Annotated in this window: 19 protein-coding genes; 7 read left to right on the forward strand and 12 right to left on the reverse strand. The window is 72.0% G+C overall.

The window, feature by feature from the left end; all coding sequences use genetic code 11:
* Positions 1-107: 107 nt before the first annotated feature.
* Complete coding sequence (locus MFF54_RS00175; protein WP_238300330.1) at positions 108-443, reverse strand: SWIB/MDM2 domain-containing protein; 336 nt, start codon at positions 441-443, stop codon at positions 108-110.
* A gap of 309 nt (positions 444-752) precedes the next feature.
* Here MFF54_RS00175 and MFF54_RS00180 point away from each other — a divergent pair, with 309 nt between their 5' ends.
* Positions 753-1,187 (forward strand): PRC-barrel domain-containing protein, encoded by a 435-nt coding sequence (locus MFF54_RS00180; RefSeq protein WP_238300332.1) that lies wholly within the window; start codon positions 753-755, stop codon positions 1,185-1,187.
* 24 nt (positions 1,188-1,211) lie between these two features.
* On the opposite strand, the gene MFF54_RS00185 is transcribed toward MFF54_RS00180, so the two are convergent.
* The 3 genes from MFF54_RS00185 to MFF54_RS00195 form a co-directional block, all read right to left on the reverse strand.
* Entirely contained in the window at positions 1,212-1,832 is a 621-nt protein-coding gene (locus tag MFF54_RS00185; protein ID WP_238300334.1) for a pyridoxamine 5'-phosphate oxidase family protein, read from the reverse strand.
* 262 nt (positions 1,833-2,094) lie between these two features.
* A complete protein-coding gene (locus MFF54_RS00190; RefSeq protein WP_238300336.1) occupies positions 2,095-3,000 on the reverse strand; it encodes a transporter in 906 nt (301 codons plus the stop codon).
* 144 nt (positions 3,001-3,144) lie between these two features.
* Entirely contained in the window at positions 3,145-3,633 is a 489-nt protein-coding gene (locus MFF54_RS00195) for a hypothetical protein (RefSeq protein ID WP_238300338.1), read from the reverse strand.
* 72 nt (positions 3,634-3,705) lie between these two features.
* Here MFF54_RS00195 and MFF54_RS00200 point away from each other — a divergent pair, with 72 nt between their 5' ends.
* Together MFF54_RS00200 and MFF54_RS00205 are read left to right on the forward strand one after the other, a co-directional pair.
* Positions 3,706-4,416, forward strand: coding sequence for an NAD-dependent deacylase (locus tag MFF54_RS00200; protein ID WP_238300340.1), 711 nt, complete (start codon positions 3,706-3,708; stop codon positions 4,414-4,416).
* Positions 4,417-4,635: 219 nt separating this feature from the next.
* Positions 4,636-4,857, forward strand: coding sequence for a hypothetical protein (locus MFF54_RS00205; protein ID WP_238300342.1), 222 nt, complete (start codon positions 4,636-4,638; stop codon positions 4,855-4,857).
* A gap of 129 nt (positions 4,858-4,986) precedes the next feature.
* On the opposite strand, the gene MFF54_RS00210 is transcribed toward MFF54_RS00205, so the two are convergent.
* Complete coding sequence (locus tag MFF54_RS00210; protein WP_238300344.1) at positions 4,987-5,178, reverse strand: hypothetical protein; 192 nt, start codon at positions 5,176-5,178, stop codon at positions 4,987-4,989.
* A gap of 203 nt (positions 5,179-5,381) precedes the next feature.
* Between MFF54_RS00210 and MFF54_RS00215 the strand changes: the two genes are divergently transcribed.
* Entirely contained in the window at positions 5,382-6,170 is a 789-nt protein-coding gene (locus MFF54_RS00215; protein WP_238300346.1) for a DUF1194 domain-containing protein, read from the forward strand.
* A 21-nt stretch (positions 6,171-6,191) separates the two neighbouring features.
* Here MFF54_RS00215 and MFF54_RS00220 read toward each other — a convergent pair whose 3' ends face one another.
* The 3 genes from MFF54_RS00220 to MFF54_RS00230 all read right to left on the reverse strand — a co-directional run bounded on the left by MFF54_RS00220 (position 6,192) and on the right by MFF54_RS00230 (position 9,487).
* Complete coding sequence (locus tag MFF54_RS00220; protein ID WP_238300348.1) at positions 6,192-6,569, reverse strand: hypothetical protein; 378 nt, start codon at positions 6,567-6,569, stop codon at positions 6,192-6,194.
* Positions 6,570-6,665: 96 nt separating this feature from the next.
* Positions 6,666-9,014: a xanthine dehydrogenase family protein molybdopterin-binding subunit gene (locus MFF54_RS00225; protein WP_238300350.1), complete on the reverse strand. Its 2,349-nt coding sequence runs from the start codon at positions 9,012-9,014 to the stop codon at positions 6,666-6,668.
* Complete coding sequence (locus MFF54_RS00230; RefSeq protein ID WP_066919932.1) at positions 9,011-9,487, reverse strand: (2Fe-2S)-binding protein; 477 nt, start codon at positions 9,485-9,487, stop codon at positions 9,011-9,013. The genes MFF54_RS00225 and MFF54_RS00230 overlap by 4 nt, the downstream gene beginning before the upstream one ends.
* Positions 9,488-10,007: 520 nt before the next feature.
* Between MFF54_RS00230 and MFF54_RS00235 the strand changes: the two genes are divergently transcribed.
* Positions 10,008-10,250 (forward strand): hypothetical protein, encoded by a 243-nt coding sequence (locus MFF54_RS00235; RefSeq protein ID WP_238300352.1) that lies wholly within the window; start codon positions 10,008-10,010, stop codon positions 10,248-10,250.
* A gap of 48 nt (positions 10,251-10,298) precedes the next feature.
* On the opposite strand, the gene MFF54_RS00240 is transcribed toward MFF54_RS00235, so the two are convergent.
* The gene (locus MFF54_RS00240; protein ID WP_238300355.1) at positions 10,299-12,317 is read right to left on the reverse strand and encodes a potassium transporter Kup; all 2,019 of its coding nucleotides are present in this window, start codon (positions 12,315-12,317) and stop codon (positions 10,299-10,301) included.
* A 246-nt stretch (positions 12,318-12,563) separates the two neighbouring features.
* Here MFF54_RS00240 and MFF54_RS00245 point away from each other — a divergent pair, with 246 nt between their 5' ends.
* Positions 12,564-13,259, forward strand: coding sequence for a MarC family protein (locus MFF54_RS00245; RefSeq protein WP_238300357.1), 696 nt, complete (start codon positions 12,564-12,566; stop codon positions 13,257-13,259).
* A gap of 46 nt (positions 13,260-13,305) precedes the next feature.
* Here MFF54_RS00245 and MFF54_RS00250 read toward each other — a convergent pair whose 3' ends face one another.
* Entirely contained in the window at positions 13,306-14,364 is a 1,059-nt protein-coding gene (locus MFF54_RS00250) for a hypothetical protein (protein ID WP_238300359.1), read from the reverse strand.
* A gap of 280 nt (positions 14,365-14,644) precedes the next feature.
* Between MFF54_RS00250 and MFF54_RS00255 the strand changes: the two genes are divergently transcribed.
* Complete coding sequence (locus MFF54_RS00255; protein ID WP_204165278.1) at positions 14,645-14,806, forward strand: hypothetical protein; 162 nt, start codon at positions 14,645-14,647, stop codon at positions 14,804-14,806.
* A 6-nt stretch (positions 14,807-14,812) separates the two neighbouring features.
* Here MFF54_RS00255 and MFF54_RS00260 read toward each other — a convergent pair whose 3' ends face one another.
* On the reverse strand, positions 14,813-15,859 hold the full coding sequence (locus tag MFF54_RS00260; protein WP_238300361.1) for a cytochrome-c peroxidase: 1,047 nt from the start codon (positions 15,857-15,859) through the stop codon (positions 14,813-14,815).
* Positions 15,860-15,960: 101 nt separating this feature from the next.
* Positions 15,961-18,204, reverse strand: a complete 2,244-nt coding sequence (gene pbpC / locus MFF54_RS00265; RefSeq protein WP_370880156.1) for a penicillin-binding protein 1C — start codon at positions 18,202-18,204, stop codon at positions 15,961-15,963.
* Position 18,205: the final 1 nt, after the last annotated feature.

An 18,205-nucleotide genomic window follows, 5' to 3' on the forward strand; every position in this document is an offset into this window, starting at 1 on the left:
GGTCGCAGGCCGGACCTAGGAAGCGGCCGGCATCGCCGTCCGAGCGCGACCGCGGTGGCGGCCGCCCGGAACGGTCCCGCGAACGATCGATCGTTCGCGGATCAGATTCAGGACTTGAGGTGTGCGGCGAGATGCTTGTTCATCTCGAACATCGTGCACTTGTCCTTACCGAAGACCTTCTTGAGCTTGTCGTCGGCAACGATCTCGCGCTTATTCTCCGGGTTCTGGAGGTTGTGCTTCTTGATGTAGTCCCACACCTTGCTGACCACCTCGCCGCGCGGGAGCGGATCGGTGCCGACGATGGCGCCGAGCTCGGCCGACGGCTTCAGGGGCTGCTGCAGGGCGTTCGGCTTGGCGCCGGCCTCGGCCTTGGTCGCCTTCGGGGCGGCCTTGCCAGCCTCGGGCGCCGCCTTCTTCGCCTTGTCCGTCGTCTTGGTCGCCATGGAATTCCTCCGCTTCACGGGCCGCGGACCCGGACGATGGGACCACAGCCGGGGCAGCATAGCAGCAACAACTAAGCCGTGCGGCCGGCGTTCCAAGGGGAAAGCTGCAGTGGAATCCCGCTCATCCACAGCGCAAGCGGCTCTCAGGCGCCGGAGGCGGCGGCCGCCCAGGCACCGTGGTGGCGATGGAGGAGCCGGACAGGGTGATCCGAGAGCGCTCCGCGGAGCGGAACCGCGCCCGCCGCTCGCGCGCTTACCCCCCGGTCCGCCCCATCGGAGGACCGGAACACCCACCTCGCGGATGCCCCTATGCCCACGGACCTGCCGAACGAGCGCGCCATCAGGAAGCCCGGATCGATGGAGCTCGATCCCACCGCCGAGCCGGTGGCGATCGACGAGACCGCACGCCTGATCGCCTCGAACAAGGTCGAGGGCACCGACGTCTACGACCGGCGCGGCGAGCATCTCGGCACGGTGCACAACTTCATGGTCGACAAGGTGTCGGGCCAGGTCGCCTACGCGGTGCTGGCCTTCGGCGGCTTCCTCGGCCTCGGCGAGAACCACCATCCCCTGCCCTGGCGGGCGCTGACCTACAGCACCGAGTTCGGCGGCTACGTGGTCGATATCGACCCGGGCGCGCTCGCGGGCGCCCCGAGCCACGGGCCCGGCGAGGACGCCTTCGCGGATCCGGGCTACGGCGGTCGGGTCGACGACTGGTACGGCACCCGCCTCGCGCCGGCCTGAGGAAAGCCCCGGAGCGATCCTCGGTCAGTACAGCCTGTTGCGGTAGCCGTCCTCGATCGAGCGGTCGTTCTCGGCGGCGTCCGTCCCGGCGATCTGGTCGGCGAAGATCTGCCCGAGCGTCGGGAAGTCCGGCCGCGGGCCTGCCCCGCGCGTCCAGAGATCCGAGCGGATCACGGCCTTGCCGCAGTGGAAGAACGCCTCCTCCACGCGCACCCGCAGCGCGGCGCAGGGCATCTTCCCCTGCGCCGAGAGGAGGGCGAGCACATCCGGATCGGTGACGATCTCCGCCCGTCCGTTGACCCGCAGGGTCTCCTGAAGGCCGGGCACGAAGAACAGCAGGCCGATCGCGGGGTTCTCGGCCACGTTCAGCATCGTGTCGACCCGGCGGTTCCCGGGACGGTCCGGGAGGAGGAGCGTGCGCGCGTCCGGGACGGCGACGAAGCCCGGCGCATCCCCACGGGGGGTGGCGTCGCAGCGCCCTTGCGCGTCCGCGGAGGCGACGACGCAGAAGGGCGAGAGCGCGATGAAGGCGCGGGCGTGCCCGTCGATCCGGTCGAGCTGCTTGACCTGCGAGCGCGGGGTGGGCGCGCCGTAATGGGCGCGGATCGCTGCGCGATCCGGTCCGCTTCCCTGTCCCTCGTCCATCACGCCCCTCCCGGATCGACCTCAGAAATCCCGCCGCAGGAAGCCCGCCATACGCGGGCGCGCACCTGCACGGTGTCGGCCTGCGACGCCGTGCGGACCGGGTTGGCGGGGGTGTCGACGTCGGCCGCGCTCTGGCCGGGGAACCGGCCGAGATCGGACGCGCGCCCGCTCTGCGGCCCGCAGCGGGTGTAGATCGGGACGCTGTTCGATGAAACCGTGCGGCCGCACCGGATCCGAGCGGCCGGCCGAGGGCGAGGGCACGCTACTCCGCCTGCCGGCGCGTCACGAGGGTGCGGTTCGGCTCGACCTCACCCTTGTCCTGGTAGAGGGGCACGATGACGCGCAGCCAGCCGCGGATCTCGCGGCCGCCGTAGTTGCGCTCGACCACATCGTGCGTGACGTAGGCCTGGAGGTTCACGGGCCCGAAATTGTAGCCGACGAGGCCGCCCACCGCGATCTGGCCTTGCGGCCGGTAGCGCGCCACGCCGGTCGGCAGATCGGTCGAGCCGAAGGCGACCGCGCCGACCTGCCACCGGCCGAACTTCCGCGTCGCCGTGAGATCGAGGTTGAGGTAGTCCGGATAGAGGGTGCCGAGGGGCGAGCGGGTGTCGAGGAAGACGCCGTAGAGGAGGTTCGCGGTCAGGTTCCAGTCGTTGCCGGTGTAGCTCGCCGCGAAGCGATGGCTGAGCGAGGCCGACTGCGTCAGGAAGCGGGTCTCGATCGGCAGGTAGCCGCCGAACAGGTAACTGACGCCGAGATCGCCCCCGAGGTCCCAGGCGAGCTGGGCAGCGAGCAGCGGCTGGCCGATACCGCTCTGATAGGGCGCGCCCTGCGCGCTCGCGGCCGCGACAGGCTGCGTGAAGAAGAACTGCAGCCGCGCACCCGCGACGGTCCAGGGTGTCGCCCAGGCGAAGGTCGGCAGGTTGACGTTGGTCGCGGAATCGCGCGGCCGGGTCCCGCGGACGCCGAAGCTCGACAGGTTGACGACGTAGAGGCCCACGGGAAGCTGTGCGCCGACCGGCAGGCCGACCGTCTGGCCCGGCTGGGCCGCCGAGGCGGCGAGCGCGGGGCCGCCCGCCGCGGCGAGCCAGGCGACGGGCCAAGCGATGGACCAAGCGAGGAGCGCCGCCCGCGCGCCGCCGCGCAGGTTCGAGCCGGATCCGGTCATCGTGTCCCCCTTGCCGGGCGCCGTCCAGCGGGCTCCCGTCAAGGTTGGACGGCCGCCGGGGGACACGGCATCCCCACGTCGCGGCCAAGGCGTGCGCAACGACACGGAACCGTCACGCTCGCACCGGGAGCGCGCGGGCCCCGCTCAGCCCCGGCGGGGCTCGTCCGGCCCGGCATGCCGGCCCGCGATCAGCCAGTAGACGAGGCCGGCACCGGCGCCCGCGAGGAACAGGATCGCGGTCAGCCGCGCCTCGGCGAGCGGCGCGCTGCCGGGCCGGACGGCGCCCCGGCCGAGCCAGGGCAGGGCAGCGGTGAGCAGCCCACAGCCGAGCCCGTACCAGGCGAGGCCGCGCAGGCGCAGGATCTCGCCGATCACCGCGACGAGGACCGGCGGCACGACGAGGAGCCAGAACAGGACCCGGGCGAGGCCCGCCAGCAGCAGCGCCAGCCCTTCCGGGGGCAGGCCGGCGGAGAGGTCCGCGAGCGCCCCTTCGAGGCCGGCCAGCGCGCCCGCGGTGATCCACGTGCCCGCCACCGGGTCGAGCACCAGCGCGAGGACGAGGATGCCCGCGCCGGCCGGGATCGCGAGGAGCAGGGCGAGGCTTGCCACGAACAGGCGGCCGAGAACGTTCATGCGGGCGAGACTCGATCGGGCCGCGGCGCCGCGGCGCCTTGTGGGTCGGCCGCCATGCTATAGCTGCCGGACATGATCGGACAGGCGCGACGGATCTTCATCCTCACCGGAGCCGGGATCTCGGCCGAGAGCGGGCTCGGCACGTTCCGGGACCGCGGCGGCCTGTGGAGCCGCTTCGACCCGATGAGGCTTGCCACACCCGAGGCCTTCGCGGCCGACCCGGATCTCGTGCTCGACTTCTACAACCATCGCCGCCGCGACGCGCGCGCGGCCGAGCCGAACGCCGCCCACCGGGCCCTCGCCCGCGGCGCCCAGGCCCTGGCGGCGCGAGGCGGCAGCCTGTTCCTCTGCACACAGAACGTGGACGACCTGCACGAGCGCGCGGGCTCGGCGGAGGTGGTGCACATGCACGGCGAGTTGATGAAGGCGCGCTGCACCGCCTGCGGGTCGGTCTCGGAGCGGCGCACCGACATCCTGCGCGCCGATGCCTGCCCGCATTGCGGCGCGGCGGCCCTGCGGCCCGACGTGGTCTGGTTCGGCGAGATGCCGAAGCACCTCGACCGGATCGAGGCGGCGCTGGCGCGGGCCGACCTGTTCGTGGCCGTCGGAACCTCCGGTGCGGTCTACCCGGCAGCCGGCTATGTCGGCCACGCGCGGGCGCGCGGCATCCCGACCTGCGAGCTGAACCTCGACCCCTCCGACAACGCCGACGCCTTCGACGCGGCGCGCTACGGCTTGGCGAGCGAGACCGTTCCGGCCTTCCTGGCGGAACTAGAACTATAGGGGTAATCGGCAGCTAGATGCTTGATAGAACATGCACCTTGCTTGCTCTACCGCGCCACTGACTTGCGCACGATGCGCTTTTTCAGCCCGAATCATGGGTCGGCCAACTGTCAAGACATGGACCGGTTTGTGTCGCGGGGGTTACAACCGTCGAGCTTGGGCGAGTCGTCGCGGTCGCGCCCAGGCCTTCGTTGAAGCCACAGGGGGATGAGAAAACCCATGCAGAACTTCACCGTAACCGCCCGCGAGCGCGATACCGTTCTGGCAGCCCTGCGCTACTACCAGTTCTACCGGATGCAGGGGCATCCCTTCGATCCGCGCCAGGACCACCTCATCGACGCCATCGCCAGCCACACGGGCGAGGCTCTCGACCTTGCCGAGGTTGACGACCTCTGCGCCGGTCTCAACGGCAACGAGCACGCGCTCGCCGTCAACGCCTAGACGCCGCCGGATCCCGCGGCGCAGCCGGTCGGGCGTACATCGAGGCGGGACCACGGCGCGGCCCGACCCCTGTTCCCGAGGCTTGATCCTGGGGCGAGCGGTCCGCCCGCCCCGCCACGCACCCCCTTCTCAGGCCGGTCCCGCCACAGGGACCGCGGCGCGCGGCGCACCGGCCGGCAGGAACGGCTCGGGCGCCTCCGCGACCATCGGCGCCCCGGTCCGCCGGGGCGCGTCGGTGAGTTCCCCGATCAGCGCCGGCGCCGCGAGCGCGTAGACCGTCAGCAGGCCGCCGGCGGCGAGGATCTTCAACAGGTCGCGCATCGTTCTCGTCCCCTCGTCTCGTCCCGGTGCCCGGGCTCGTCGTTGGGACGGGGTTTAGGCGCCCTCCTTTTCCGCAGGATTGCGTCGCGGCCACGCTCTGTTTCGTGCAGCGCCCGATCGGCCCGTCCATGATAGGCGTGGCGGCGGGGCCGAAACCGGCCGTACGCGACGGCGCGGGAAGGGTGGGCCCGAGGATGACCCGGATGGTGAAGCGCCCCACGGTGAGGCGCCTGGGCGTGGGCGTCCTCGCGCTGCTGGCGTCCCTGGCGCCGGCCCGGGCCGCGGAAGAGACCGTCGCCACGGCGCTCGTCGTCTCGGTGGACGTCTCGCAATCGGTCGATGCGGAACGGTTCCGGTTGCAGATGGAGGGCATCGCCGGGGCGCTTGAAGATCCAGCCGTGGTCTCGGCCATCACGGGCAATCCCGGCGGCATCCTGTTCGCCCTGGTGACCTGGGCGGACCGGGCACAGCTCGCGCTCGGCTGGCGCAGGATCGCCTCGCGGGCCGAGGCCGCGGCGACCGCCGCGCAGGTGCGCGCCGTGCCGCGGCAGGCGGGCGAGTTCACCTGCGTCGGGCAGATGATGCGCAGCGTGACGGCGCAGGTGCTCCCGGCCCTGCCGCTGCCCGCCGACCGGGTGGTGGTCGACGTCTCGGGCGACGGCATCGACAACTGCACCGAGCCGGACGCCCTCGACGCCGCGCGCGACGCGCTGCTGTCCGCCGGCGCCACGATCAACGGCCTGCCGATCCTGGTGCCGGGAGAGAACGACGTGGTGGGCGCGGGCGCCTTCCGGGCACCGGGCTACGGCCTGCGCCCCGCGGGTCCCGGACAGGGCCAGGAGACCACCCTGGACGGCTGGTACCGGGCCCACGTCGTCGGCGGCCCGGGCAGCTTCCTGCTGGCGGCGCGGGGCTACGGCGACTTCGCGCGGGCGCTGCGCCAGAAGTTCGTGCTGGAGATCAGCTGGCTGGAGCCCGCGCGCCGCCCCTGAGCGGGCGCACCGCAGGCGCCGTCAGGGCGCCGCCTTCAGCTGCTGCTCGGCCCGCGCGACCGCCGCCTCGCAGCCCTTGGCATCGCCCTTCGAATCGGCGGTGCGGGCCTCGTCGAGGGCGACCTTGGCCTGCTGGGCGGCGTCCGCGCCCTTACCGGCCTGGGCCGCCTTGTCGGCCGGCGCCGAGCGCGGGTCGCTGGCGCCGGCCGTGCCGGTGACGCCCTCGCCCTCGCGCCGCGCCGCCGTCTCCTTGCCGCTGGTGGAGGCCGAGATCGCCTCGGTCGCCTCGCCCTTCACCTGCTTCGACAGGGCGTCGATCCGCTGCGAGCAGGGCGAGGCGAGCGCCGGGGCGCAGAGGGTGCAGGCCAGGGCCGCCGCGAGCCACGCGTTACGCTTCATCCCGAACAATCCTCTTGGAGACGAAAAACAAAGGGGCCGCGGGATCGAAGGATCCCGCGGCCCATCAACGTTCCGGACTGCCTTGCAGGTCCCCGATCAGGCGCTGGTGGCCTGGGCGCGGATCGGCAGCTGGCGCACGCGCCGGCCGGTCGCCGCGAAGACCGCGTTGGCGATGGCCGGCGCGATCGGGGGCACCCCCGGCTCGCCGACGCCGCCGAGCGGGCCGTCGTAGCCGGCGGACGGGATGAGGTGCACGCGGACCTCCTTCGGGGCGGCGTCGATCCGGACGATCTCGTAGCCGTCGAAGTTGTTCTGCTGCGCGCGACCGTCCTTGAAGGTGATCTCGGAGGTGAGCGCGAGGCCCATCCCCATGATCACCGCGCCCTCCATCTGCGAGCGGATGCGCTCCGGGTTCACCTGGGGCCCGCAATCGACCGCGATGTCGATGGCGTTGACCTTCACCTCGCCCTTGGCATCGACCTCCACCTCGGCCGCCGCCGCCGTGTAGGTGACGAAGCTGTAGTGGCCCGCGATGCCGAGACCGCGGCCCTTGTCCAGCTTGCGGCCCCACTTGGCCCCGTCCGCCACCGCCTCGATCACCCGGCGCAGGCGCCCGGTCTCGATCGGATAGCGGCGCGGATCCTCGCCGTAGTTCCAGACGTCGCCGATCTCGACCGGGTCGATCTTCCGGGCCGGTCCGATCAGCTCGAGCAGGTACTCCTTCGGGTCGCGGCCCGCCTTGTGGGCGAGCTCGGCCACGAAGGACTGGATCGCGAAGGCGTGCGGGATGTTCGAGACCGAGCGGAACCAGCCGATGCGGACATGGGCGGGCGCCGCCGGGTTCTCCAGGCGGATGTTCTTGATGTTGAGCGGGTTGTTGACGAGCCCCATGCCGAGCTCGAAGGGCAGCTCGTGCTTCGGGTCGGGGGCGAAGATCGAGCCGATGGTCGGCGCGACGGAGCGGTGGAGCCACGCCACCGGCATGCCCTTCTCGTCGAGCCCCGCCTCGATCCGCTCCACGGAGATCGTGTGGTAGTAGCCGTGGTGCAGGTCGTCCTCGCGCGTCCAGGTCAGCTTGACCGGGGCTCCGTCGACGGCCTGGGAGCAGAGCGCCGCCTCGACCACGTAGTCGGGCTTCGACTTGCGGCCGAAGCCGCCGCCGAGCAGCGTCACGTTCACCTTGACCTTGTCGGCGGGCAGGTTGAGCCGCTTCATCAGACGGTCATGGGCCGCCTGCGGCCCCTGCGTGCAGGCCCAGGCCTCGCACTGCCCGTCCTTCACCCGCGCGACCGCGGCCGGGGGCTCCATCGGCGCCTGGGCGAGGTGGGGCACGAAGTACTCGGCCTCGTGCCGCGACTTGGCCTTGGCCATCGCCCCGTCCACGTCGCCCTGGTTGCGCACCACCTTGCCGGGCTGGCGGGCGGCGGCCTCCAGCTCCTTGCGGAAGGCATCGGTGTCGTAGGTGGCGTTCGGGCCGTCGTCCCAGGTGATCTTGAGCGCCTCGCGGCCCTTCATGGCCGCCCAGGTGTTCTTCGCGATCACCGCGACGCCGCCGAGCGGCATGAACTCGGAGGGGATCTCGCCGCCCTCGATCCGCACGGTCTTGACGACGCCCGCGACCTTCAGGGTCTCCGCATCGTCCACGCTCTTCACCTTGCCGCCGTAGACCGGCGGGCGGGCGATCACCGCGTAGAGCATCCCGTCGAGCTTGATGTCGGCCCCGTAGACCGCCTTGCCGGTGGTGATGTCGTGGTTGTCGATCAGCCCGATCTTGCCGGTGCCGATGTAGCGGAAGGCCTTCGGGTCCTTCAGCTTGACGCTCTCGCGGGCCGGGACCGGCAGGCCGGCCGCGGCCTCCGCCACCTCGCCGTAGCCGAGCTTGCGGCCCGACTTGGCGTGGACGAGCTGGTGGTTCTCGGCCCTGACCTCGCCCTCCGGCACGCCCCACTGCTTGGCGGCGGCCTGGACCAGCATCAGACGCGCGGCGGCGCCCGCGTGGCGGAAATGCGGGAAGAAGTGGCGCAGCGAGCGCGAGCCGTCGGTGTCCTGGTTGCCGAAGCGCTCCTCGTCGCCGTAGGCCTGAGTGACCCGCACCTTCGACCAGTCGGCCTCGAGCTCGTCGGCCACCACGAGGGCGACCGAGGTGCGCACGCCCTGTCCCATGTCGGAGCGGTGGTTCGTCACCGTGACGGTGCCGTCACGCGCGATCGCCACGAAGATCTTGGGGTCGTCGCGCCAGCCGTGCGGCATGGCGTCGGCGCCGAACTTCTTCGGCTCGGCCTTGTCCTCGGCCCGGGCCTCGTCGCGCAGCGTGAGGGCGAGCACGAGGGCACCGAGGCCGCCGAGCACGGCGCGGCGGCTGGCATTGGCGAGGATCGGGGCGGCGGGCGTCTCGCCGGCGCCCTTGGTGGCACTCTCGGCCATCGTCTTGAGATCGTGGATCACAGGCGCTCTCCCTTGTTGGCGGGCGCCTGACCGGCGGCCTGATGGATCGCCGCACGGATGCGCGGGTAGGTGCCGCAGCGGCAGATGTTGCCGCTCATCGCCTCGTCGATCTGCTGATCCGAGGGCTTCGGCGTGTCCTTGAGGAGGGCGGCGGCCTGCATGATCTGGCCGCACTGGCAGTAGCCGCACTGGGCGACGTTGAGGTCGCGCCACGCGGCCTGGACCGGGTGGTTGCCGTCGGGCGAGAGCCCCTCGATCGTGACGACCTCCTGGCCCTCCGCCGCCGAGACCGGCGTGACGCAGGAGCGGGCGGCGGTGCCGCCGAGATGGATCGTGCAGGCGCCGCAGAGAGCCGCGCCGCAGCCGAACTTGCTGCCGACGAGGCCGAGCTCGTCGCGGAGATACCAGAGGAGCGGCATGTCGGGATCGCCGTCGAAGCTTCGCGGCGCCCCGTTCACGGTGAGTTTGATCATCGCTTCGTCCTTCTCGCCCGCCATGCACGGGCCCGCTGACGGCTCCGCCGCGAGGGCGGCGCTCACTCGATCCAACCGGCGCGATGCGAACGGGGTCCTGCCCCGCCGCGCGGATCCGCGCCGAAGCCGAGTCCGCGGCACGGGCGCCGCCTCGGCCACGAGCCCCCGCCGCGCCCTCAAGTCAGAATAAGAAGAGTTTTAGGGCAGCCCCTCACCGCGGTGCAACGCAGGCGGGTAGCCCTTTGCGGCGTCAGCCCGGCGTGTGGGACATGGTATGTGCCGTTGCGCACACGCCATGCCGAGCCCGGAAGCGTGCACGCGACCGCGCATCGGAGGCAACCCGCACCGGGGCGACCGCGTTTATCCGGAAACGCAAGCTCGGCCATTGGAGACCGGCGCGGCATCAACAGGAATCCCGCCCCGTCCCTCGGCTCGGCAAGCAATCGATCATCCTCTCCCACGCATCCTGCGGCGCCGCGGGACGGCGAACCCTGCATCGCGAACGGAAAGCTCCCTAACCATGAAGGCATTCGGCGCCCTCACCCTGCTCTCCCTCCTGGCCGCCGGCCCGGCGCTCGCCGAGCCGAGCGAGGCGCAGCGCGCCGCCTGCACGCCCGATGTGATGCGCCTGTGCGCCTCCGCCATCCCGAATGTCGGCGCGATCAGGACCTGCCTGCGCGCCCAGCGGGCCAGCCTCAGCGAGGCGTGCCGCGTGGCGGTGGATGCGGGCGAGGGCCCGCGAGCCCGGGCGGCGCGGTCCTGAGCTCGTAACCCGCCCTCCCCCGCGGAGGGGGAGGGCCAAGCGCGCGGCCTAGACCGTCACCTGCGTGCCGACCTCGACCACGCGCCCCGTCGGGATCTGGAAGAAGTCCGTGGCGTCGTTGGCGTTCTTGGCCAGCGTGATGAAGATCCGGTCCTGCCAGAGGGGCATGCCGGAATGGGCCGCCGGGCGGATCGAGCGGCGCGACAGGAAGAACGACGTCGCCATGATGTCGAACTTGAAGCCCTGGCGGCGCAGGAGGGTCAGGGTCTTGGGGATGTTCGGCGTCTCCATGTAGCCGAACTTCATCACCACCTTGAAGAAGTGCGGCCCGATCGGCTCGATCCGGACTTTGTCCGCCTCGTTCGAGCGCGGCGTGTCGACCGTCTCCACGGTGAGCACGACGTTCTTCTCGTGCAGCACCTTGTTGTGCTTCAGGTTGTGCAGCAGCGCCGCCGGAGCGATCTCGGGATCGCTCGTCAGGAAGACCGCGGTGCCGCGGACGTGGTGCGGCGGGCTCTTTTCCAGCATGCCGACGAGTTCCTGGATCGGCACGTCGGTCTTGCGGGTCTTGTTGAACAGGATCGTGACGCCCCGCACCCAGGTCCACATCAGCACGATCAGGCCGCCCGCCAGGATCAGGGGCACGTAGCCGCCCTCGACGACCTTGAACAGGTTCGAGAGCAGGAACAGGAACTCGATCACGATGAAGGGCAGCATCACCGCGGCCGACAGCCAGGGCGACCAGCGCCACATCCGCCACATCACCAGGTAGGTCATGGTGGCGGTGAGCAGCATCGTGCCGGTGACCGCGATGCCGTAGGCGGAGGCGAGCGACGAGGAGGTGCGGAACACCACCGCCAGCGCCACCACGCCCAGCAGCAGCAGGGTGTTGATCTGCGGCAGGTAGATCTGGCCCGAATGCGACTCGGAGGTGTGGCGGATCTCCATGCGCGGCAGCAGGCCGAGCTGGATCGCCTGGCGCGAGAGCGAGAAGGCACCGGTGATCACCGCCTGGCTCGCCGTGACGGTGGCGAGGGTTGCCAGGATGACCATCGGCAGCAGGCCCCATTCGGGCACGAGCTGGTAGAACGGGTCGGAGGTGTCGGGCTTCTCGAGCACCAGCGCCGTCTGGCCCAAGTAGTTCAGGGCGAGCGCGGGGAAGACGAGGCCGATCCAGGCGAACTGGATGGGCTTCCGCCCGAAATGACCGAGATCGGCGAAGAGCGCCTCGGCGCCGGTTACCGCCAGGAAGACGGCGCCGAGCGCGACCAGCGCCCCGCTGCCGTGGCCGAGCAGGTAGTGCACCGCGTACCACGGGTTGAAGGCCGCGAAGACCACGGGGTTGCGGATCACGTGCGGCAGGGCGGCCGCCGCCAGCGCCAGGAACCACACCACCATCACGGGCCCGAAGAAGGCCGCGACCTTGCCGGTACCCCGGCTCTGGACGAGGAACAGGGCCACGATGATCACCACCGTAATCGGCAGGACGTAATGCTCGAAGGCCGGGGTGACGAGCTTCAGGCCCTCCACCGCCGAGAGCACGGAGATCGCCGGCGTGATCACCGCGTCGCCGTAGAACAGGGCGGCGCCGAGCAGGCCCAGCGTCAGCACGATGCGCGAGCCGCCGAGTGCCTTGCGGGCGAGCGCCATCAGCGAGAGGATGCCGCCCTCGCCGTTGTTGTCCATGCGCAGCAGGATGGCGACGTACTTGACCGTGACGATCAGGAAGAGCGCCCAGAGGATCAGCGAGGCGGTGCCCAGCACCTCGTCGGGCAGCAGGATGTTGTCGGCGCGGGAGGGCACGAGCGCCTCGCGGAAGGCGTAGAGCGGGCTCGTGCCGATATCGCCGTAGACGACGCCGACCGAGCCGACGACGAGGCCCCAGAAGCCGGCGGGCCGGTGGCCGCCCTCGCCGTCGACGGCGCCCGCGGCGGTCGTCAGGGTCTCGGCAGGGCCGGCCTCCGGCGCCCGGCTCTCGCCCGGCACCGGGCGAGAGCCGGGCGCAGGGGCAGGCTGGTCCGCGGCTTTGGGGTCTGCCGGGACGCTCGGAATGGCGGTTTGCGTCATCGGATGTGATCGAGGCTCGGGCCTGTCCGGCGCTTCGCTGGAGTGATCGGGATCCTCGCGGGAGGATGCGACGGAGACGCGAAAAGCTGGCCGGTCGCGCGGCTTGAGGGCCGGCGCATGAAGGGATCGTGAGGCGTTAGCTAGCACGCCCCCGCCCGGCCGGAAACTGCGACCTGCAGGGCCGCCCGATCCGCACCCGGTCCGGGATGCTATAGGCGCCCGCATCACCGGAGAGCGCGCGCAGCGATGAGCATCGAATCGGCCGTCCAGAGCTTCCTGTTCGCGCTCTCCAGCCTGTTCTCGATCGTCAACCCGGTCGGCGGCGCGCTGATCTTCGCGCAGGTCACGGCGGCCAACAGCCACGCCGAGCGCGTCGAGCTGGCGCGGCGGATCGGGGTCTACGCCGCCCTCGTCATGCTGGCAGCCCTCTGGGCAGGGGCGCCGATCCTGAACTTCTTCGGCGTCTCGCTCGGCGCGCTGCGGATCGCGGGGGGCCTCGTCGTGGCGGCCTCCGCCTGGGGCCTGCTCAACCGGCCGGAGGCGCGGGAGGCCCGCAAGCAGGCGGAGGTGACGGGCGAGGTCGGCCCCAAGGAGGCGGTGCGCAGCCGCGACGCGCTCGCCGAGATCGCCTTCTTCCCGCTGACCCTGCCCTTCACCACCGGTCCCGGCACGATCGCAGTGGCGATCACGCTGGGCTCGAACCGGCCCGGGCCGGTGGCGGACCGGCTCGGCTTCTACCTCGCGGTCTCGGCCGCCGCGCTCTGCGTGGCGCTCACGGCCGCCCTGCTCTACGCCTCGGCCGACCGGGTGGTGCGCCTGATCGGGCCCGTGGGCGCCCGGGTGCTCGGGCGCCTCTTCGCCTTCCTGCTCCTCTGCGTCGGGACCCAGATCACCATCAGCGGGATCACCGACGTGTTCGGCCCGATGTTCGCCGGGCGCTGAGAGCGCTCCGGAGACCATGGGGCCGCAGCGGCCTCTCGGACCATCGTCAGATCACCGGCACCCCGGCGAGCCCGGCCGGCGCCCCGAACAGGAGGGCGTGGCCCACATAGTAGAGGGCGAGGAAGCCCGCGAGCGCCGCCCCGTACCAGGCCGGGGCCAGCACCGCGTCGCGGACCCGGACGGGGCTGCGGGCATCGTCGGCGGCGATGCCGAGCAGAACCACGATGATGCCGGAATGCCCGATCGCGTCGATCTTGCCGAACTCGAACACCGCCGAGACGAAGACCGCCGCCAGGATCACGGCGCTCATCCGGCGCACCAGCGGCGTCCAGATCAAGGCGAAGGCCAGGGTGAACTCGATGACGCCTGCGGCCTTCATGAACAGCTCCGGCGAGGCGCCCATGGTCATCTGCGGCTTGGCGGCGATGAGCGGCGCGGTCCAGTCCGGATAGGCCCACTTCTCGACCGAGGCCCACATCAGCGTGACGGCGGCGGCGTAGCGCACCACGTCGAGAGGGCGGATGCCGAACAGGGTGCGGCCGGTGCCGGTGAGGACGAGGTAGGCGGCGACCCCGAGGAAGACCGGATAATCGGCGAGATGGAAGACGCCGTAATTCCAGGTCGCGTAGCCGAACAGGAAGACGATGCCGAGGCCGGTCAGCGCCATGGTCTGCCGCCAGATCAGCAAGGTGGCGAGGCCGAGCTGCAACCACGGGATCCAGGCCGCATCGGTCTTCAGCTCCGGCGTCAGGATGACGCCGCCGAGCGACCAGAGGGAGACGAAGAAGAAGCCCAGCGTCGCCCGGACCAGGGTCTCCGTGTCGGCCCGGACCCGGGAGGTCACCCGGTCGAAGGCGTTGAGGAGGGCGGTGCCGAGCGGCGTGCCCTCGGCGAGGCAGCCGAACATCAGGCAGAGCACCGAGAGCGCGACGAGCCACTCGAAATCGGCGCACAGCACCTGCTCGAGGCCGCGGGGCTGACCGGCGACGTCGAAGGCGCAGAACCACTTCACGTGGGCGCTGGCCTCCGTCGCGAGCGGAACAAGGGGCAGAGCGAGAGCCGAGGCGAGACCGAAACGAAACCCGTTCCCCTTGGGCGAGCGCATGATGGCCTCGGAAAAAGGTAAGTCCGTCGAAAGCTGACGGGCCTATTTACGGACGGTTCATCTTGATCGCCAAGGTGGTGTTAACGCCTCCTTAGGGAAACAGTTAACGCTGTGAGTTGCGTGAAGAAGCCGGAATGCCGGCCTCTCGGACGGATGGATCTTGTCCACAGCCCCCGCCGCCCGCGCGTGAACGTAAGACTTCCCTCAGGCCTTGTTGGAGAGAGTTCCCGCGAGCCTGCGCCTGGGCATCGCGGCACAGGTTGCACGGAGGAGGTCCGGAATGATCGGTCTTGCAAGTCTCGCGAGCCTCGGCCTCGGTGCGACGCTGGCCGCGCTCGCCCCCCGGGCGGGTCTCAGGGCCGCGACCTGCGAGACCTGCGGCGGCCTGTTCCTGATCTCGGGTCTGGCGCTGCTCGGATCCTGCCTGCCGCTGTTCCGGTGAGACCGGTCAGGGCTTCGGCGCGTCGGCCGGAAGGTCCGCGACGGCGACCGACAGCGTCGTGTCGGCGTTCAGCGTGTTGAGGAAAGCCAGAAGGTCGGCCTTCTCGGCGGCGCTGAGGTTCAGCGGGCGGATCTCGCGGGAGCGGCTCGGGCGGTCGATGCCGCCGCGGTCGTAGAGGTCGATCACCATCGCGAGGCTGTCGAGCGAACCGTCGTGCATGAAGGCCGCCCGCCCGCGCATCTCGCGCAGGCCCGGCGTCTTGAAGGCGTATCGCAGCGCCTGGGAGGTCGGCACGAACCGCCCGCGGCCGATGTCGTCGCCGCGGCCGACGCCGACATCGTGGAAGGATCCATCGCTGAAGCTCCAGCCGCTGTGGCAGGCCGCACAGTTCGCTCGCCCGTTGAACAGGTCGAAGCCGCGCTTGGCCGCCTCTGTGATCGCGCGCTCGTCGCCCGCGATCCAACGGTCGAAGGGTGCGGGTGCGGAGACGATCAACCGCTCGAAGGTGGCGAGCGCCGCCTCGATCCGCTCGCGCGTCACCGCCGGGCCGGGCTCCGGGAAGGCGCCCGCGAAGGCGGCGGCGTAGTCGGGATCGGCCGCGAGGCGGGCCACGGCCTCCTCCGCGCCGAGGTTCATGTTGTTGGGCGCGCTGATCGGCCCGAAGGCGACGGCCTCGAGATCGCGGAACTTGCCGTCCCAGCCGAACCGGCCATCCTGCCAGGCGAGGTTGAAGAGGCTCGGCGTGTGGAACTCCAGATCGCCGCCCGCCCGGCCGAGGGCGCGGCGGCGCCCGTCGGTCCAGGCGAGATCGGGCTGGTGGCAGCTCACGCAGGAGCGCGTGCGGTCGCCCGAGAGGATGGAATCGAAGAACAGCCGGCGCCCGAGCTCGGCCTTGGCCCGGCTGTAGGGGTTGTTCTCGGGGAACGGGATCGCCTCGGGCGCACGGTATTGCGCGCGCCACGCGGCGCGTTGCGGGGACGGGTCCTGCGGGAGCGAGCCCGCGATGCCCATCGTCAGAGCCGCCGTGAGCGCGGCACCCACCTTCCATGCCATCGGGGACCTCACGCCCAGTCCGTATCGCCGCACGGGTTAGCGAGCCGTAAACGCACCTCTGGGTTCGCCTGGCTGCGTCGTCCGGCCGCAGAGGGTGCCGGTTACTCGAGGCGGACGACGACGCTGTCGCTGCCGCCGGCCGCATCGATGACCGAGATCCGGACGAAGCCGCTGCCGTCCGGCACCCAGGCGGACTGGCGCCGGGCGCTCACCTCGACGGGCAGGCTGTTCACCATCCAGGTCAGCGGCGGCACCCCGCCGAGCGCCTTGAGAGCGAGGCCGGCGGGCGCGGCCTCGCCGTGGCCGACATCGATGCGCGAGCCGTCCGGCGGGTAGGCGATCCGGAGCGGCGCGGCGGCCTGACCGGGACCGCGCGGGACGTCGGCGCGCAGGTGCCGCAGCGGCGGCGGCAGGGCGGCGCTGCTGGCGCTCAGCGTGCCCGGCGGCCGGGCCACCGGCTCCGGCTCGCCGCCGTAGCGGCTGAAGGCATCGAACAGGACCGGTGCCGCCACGCTCCGTCCGACGAGCCCGGGCACCGCCGCGCCGTCCGCCCGCCCAAGCCAGACCGCGACGGTGATCCGCCGGTCGAAGCCGATCGCCCAGGCGTCGCGGTAGCCGAACGAGGTGCCGGTCTTGTAGGCGATGCGGTTCGGCAGCGCGTTCTCGGGCGGGGGCGCGCCGCGCAGGGTGTCGGCGACGTACCAGGCGGCCACCGGCTCGGCGATGCGCCGCTCGGCTTCGGGCGCGTCCACGCCGGCCCGCCGGACGATCTCCGGCACTGCGCCGCCGCGGGCGAGGCCGGCATAGAGCCGGGCGAGGTCGGTGAGGGTGATGCCGAGCCCGCCGAGCGCCACGGGCAGGCCGGGCGCGGTCTCCCGCGGCAGGACGAGGCTCGCGCCGCCCGCCCGCAGGCGGGCGATGAAGCGGGCGGGCCCCACCGCCTCCAGCAGCTCGACCGCCGGCACGTTCAGCGAGAGCTGAAGCGCGCGCCGCGCCGTCACCGTGCCCTGGTAGGTGAGGTCGAAATTCTCCGGCGCGTAGGTCGCGGCGAAGCGCGCGGGCCGGTCCTCCAGCAGAGTCTCGGGATGGGCGAGGCCGTTCTCGAAGGCGAGCGCGTAGATGAAGGGCTTCAGCGCCGAGCCCGGCGAGCGCACGGCCAGCGTCATGTCGATCGCGCCGCGCCGGGAGGCGTCGAGGTAGCCGGGGCTGCCGACCTGGGCCAGCACCGCGCCGGTGCGGTTGTCGAGCACGAGGATCGCCGCCGACAGGCCGGGGCCCGCGGCCGCCGCACGCTCGGCGGCGAGCGCCTCCAGGCTCGCCTGCAGCCGGCCGTCGAGGCTGAGCCGGATCACCGGGCTCGCCGGATCGGCCGCCAAAGCCGCCTCGGCCGCGTGGGCGGCGCGCATCGGGAAGGGGCGGCGCTCGCTCGGCACCGGCTCGGCCTTGGCCGCCCGCGCCTCGGCCGGGGTGATCACGCCGCGGGCGGCGGCGATGTCGAGCACCCGATCGCGGGCGCGGCGGGCGCGCTCGGGGTGGCGGTCGGGCCGGCGCGCCTCGGGGGCCTGCGGCAGGGCGACGAGGAGCGCCGCCTCCGCCGTGGAGAGCCGGGCCGGCTCGCGGCCGAGATAGGCGAGCGCGGCGGCGCGCACGCCCTCGACCGGCCCGCCATAGGGCGCGAGCGCCAGATAGGCGTCGAGCACGCCGGTCTTGCCGAGGGTCGTCTCCAGTTCACGGGCGCGACGGATCTGGCGGAGCTTCGCCGCCAGCGAGCGCTCGGGCCGCGGCTCGACAAGGCGGGCGACCTGCATCGACAGGGTCGATCCGCCCGAGACGATGCGCCCATGCCGCAGCCACTGCCAGCCCGCCCGGGCCAGGGCGGCCGGATCGACGCCCGCGTGCTCGGCGAAGCGCCGGTCCTCGTAGGCCTTGAGTATCGCGAGGAAGCGGGGATCGACGCCCTCCACGGCGACCGGCAGGCGCCAGCGCCCGTCCGCGGTGGCGAAGGGGCGCAGGAGCTGGCCCACGCGGTCGGTGACGATGGTGGAGCGCAGGTTGGCCGGGGCGAGGTCGAGCGGCGGCAGGGGAGCAGGCCAGGCGGCCCAGAGGGCGGCGGCAAGCGGCACGGCCGCGAGGGCGAGGACACGCCACACCCTCCCTCCCCCCTCTGCGGGGGAGGGTGGCCCCTGCGTCAGCAGGGGCCGGGAGAGGGGACCCCAGCGACCGGAGAGGGCGCCGCCTTCATGCCGGGCACAGCTCGATCCTGCAGCGTCGCTCCCCTCTCCCCCCCTGCTTCGCAGGGTACCCTCCCCCGCAGAGGGGGGAGGGAGATCCGTCGGCTCGGGCATC

It is taken from the genome of Methylobacterium gregans, assembly GCF_022179245.1.
In the GTDB taxonomy this organism is placed as follows: Bacteria; Pseudomonadota; Alphaproteobacteria; order Rhizobiales; family Beijerinckiaceae; genus Methylobacterium; species Methylobacterium gregans.

Bases quoted from the DNA above. Each gene is read 5' to 3' on its own strand.
- MFF54_RS00230 (WP_066919932.1), bottom strand. From the start codon at position 9,487: ATGATCAAACTCACCGTGAACGGGGCGCCGCGAAGCTTCGACGGCGAT.
- MFF54_RS00180 (WP_238300332.1), top strand. From the start codon at position 753: ATGCCCACGGACCTGCCGAACGAGCGCGCCATCAGGAAGCCCGGATCG.
- MFF54_RS00255 (WP_204165278.1), top strand. From the start codon at position 14,645: ATGATCGGTCTTGCAAGTCTCGCGAGCCTCGGCCTCGGTGCGACGCTG.
- MFF54_RS00245 (WP_238300357.1), top strand. From the start codon at position 12,564: ATGAGCATCGAATCGGCCGTCCAGAGCTTCCTGTTCGCGCTCTCCAGC.
- MFF54_RS00260 (WP_238300361.1), bottom strand. From the start codon at position 15,859: ATGGCATGGAAGGTGGGTGCCGCGCTCACGGCGGCTCTGACGATGGGC.
- MFF54_RS00215 (WP_238300346.1), top strand. From the start codon at position 5,382: ATGGTGAAGCGCCCCACGGTGAGGCGCCTGGGCGTGGGCGTCCTCGCG.
- MFF54_RS00195 (WP_238300338.1), bottom strand. From the start codon at position 3,633: ATGAACGTTCTCGGCCGCCTGTTCGTGGCAAGCCTCGCCCTGCTCCTC.
- MFF54_RS00175 (WP_238300330.1), bottom strand. From the start codon at position 443: ATGGCGACCAAGACGACGGACAAGGCGAAGAAGGCGGCGCCCGAGGCT.
- MFF54_RS00250 (WP_238300359.1), bottom strand. From the start codon at position 14,364: ATGCGCTCGCCCAAGGGGAACGGGTTTCGTTTCGGTCTCGCCTCGGCT.
- MFF54_RS00220 (WP_238300348.1), bottom strand. From the start codon at position 6,569: ATGAAGCGTAACGCGTGGCTCGCGGCGGCCCTGGCCTGCACCCTCTGC.
- MFF54_RS00185 (WP_238300334.1), bottom strand. From the start codon at position 1,832: ATGGACGAGGGACAGGGAAGCGGACCGGATCGCGCAGCGATCCGCGCC.
- MFF54_RS00205 (WP_238300342.1), top strand. From the start codon at position 4,636: ATGCAGAACTTCACCGTAACCGCCCGCGAGCGCGATACCGTTCTGGCA.
- MFF54_RS00210 (WP_238300344.1), bottom strand. From the start codon at position 5,178: ATGCGCGACCTGTTGAAGATCCTCGCCGCCGGCGGCCTGCTGACGGTC.
- pbpC (WP_370880156.1), bottom strand. From the start codon at position 18,204: ATGCCCGAGCCGACGGATCTCCCTCCCCCCTCTGCGGGGGAGGGTACC.
- MFF54_RS00200 (WP_238300340.1), top strand. From the start codon at position 3,706: ATGATCGGACAGGCGCGACGGATCTTCATCCTCACCGGAGCCGGGATC.
- MFF54_RS00190 (WP_238300336.1), bottom strand. From the start codon at position 3,000: ATGACCGGATCCGGCTCGAACCTGCGCGGCGGCGCGCGGGCGGCGCTC.
- MFF54_RS00235 (WP_238300352.1), top strand. From the start codon at position 10,008: ATGAAGGCATTCGGCGCCCTCACCCTGCTCTCCCTCCTGGCCGCCGGC.
- MFF54_RS00240 (WP_238300355.1), bottom strand. From the start codon at position 12,317: ATGACGCAAACCGCCATTCCGAGCGTCCCGGCAGACCCCAAAGCCGCG.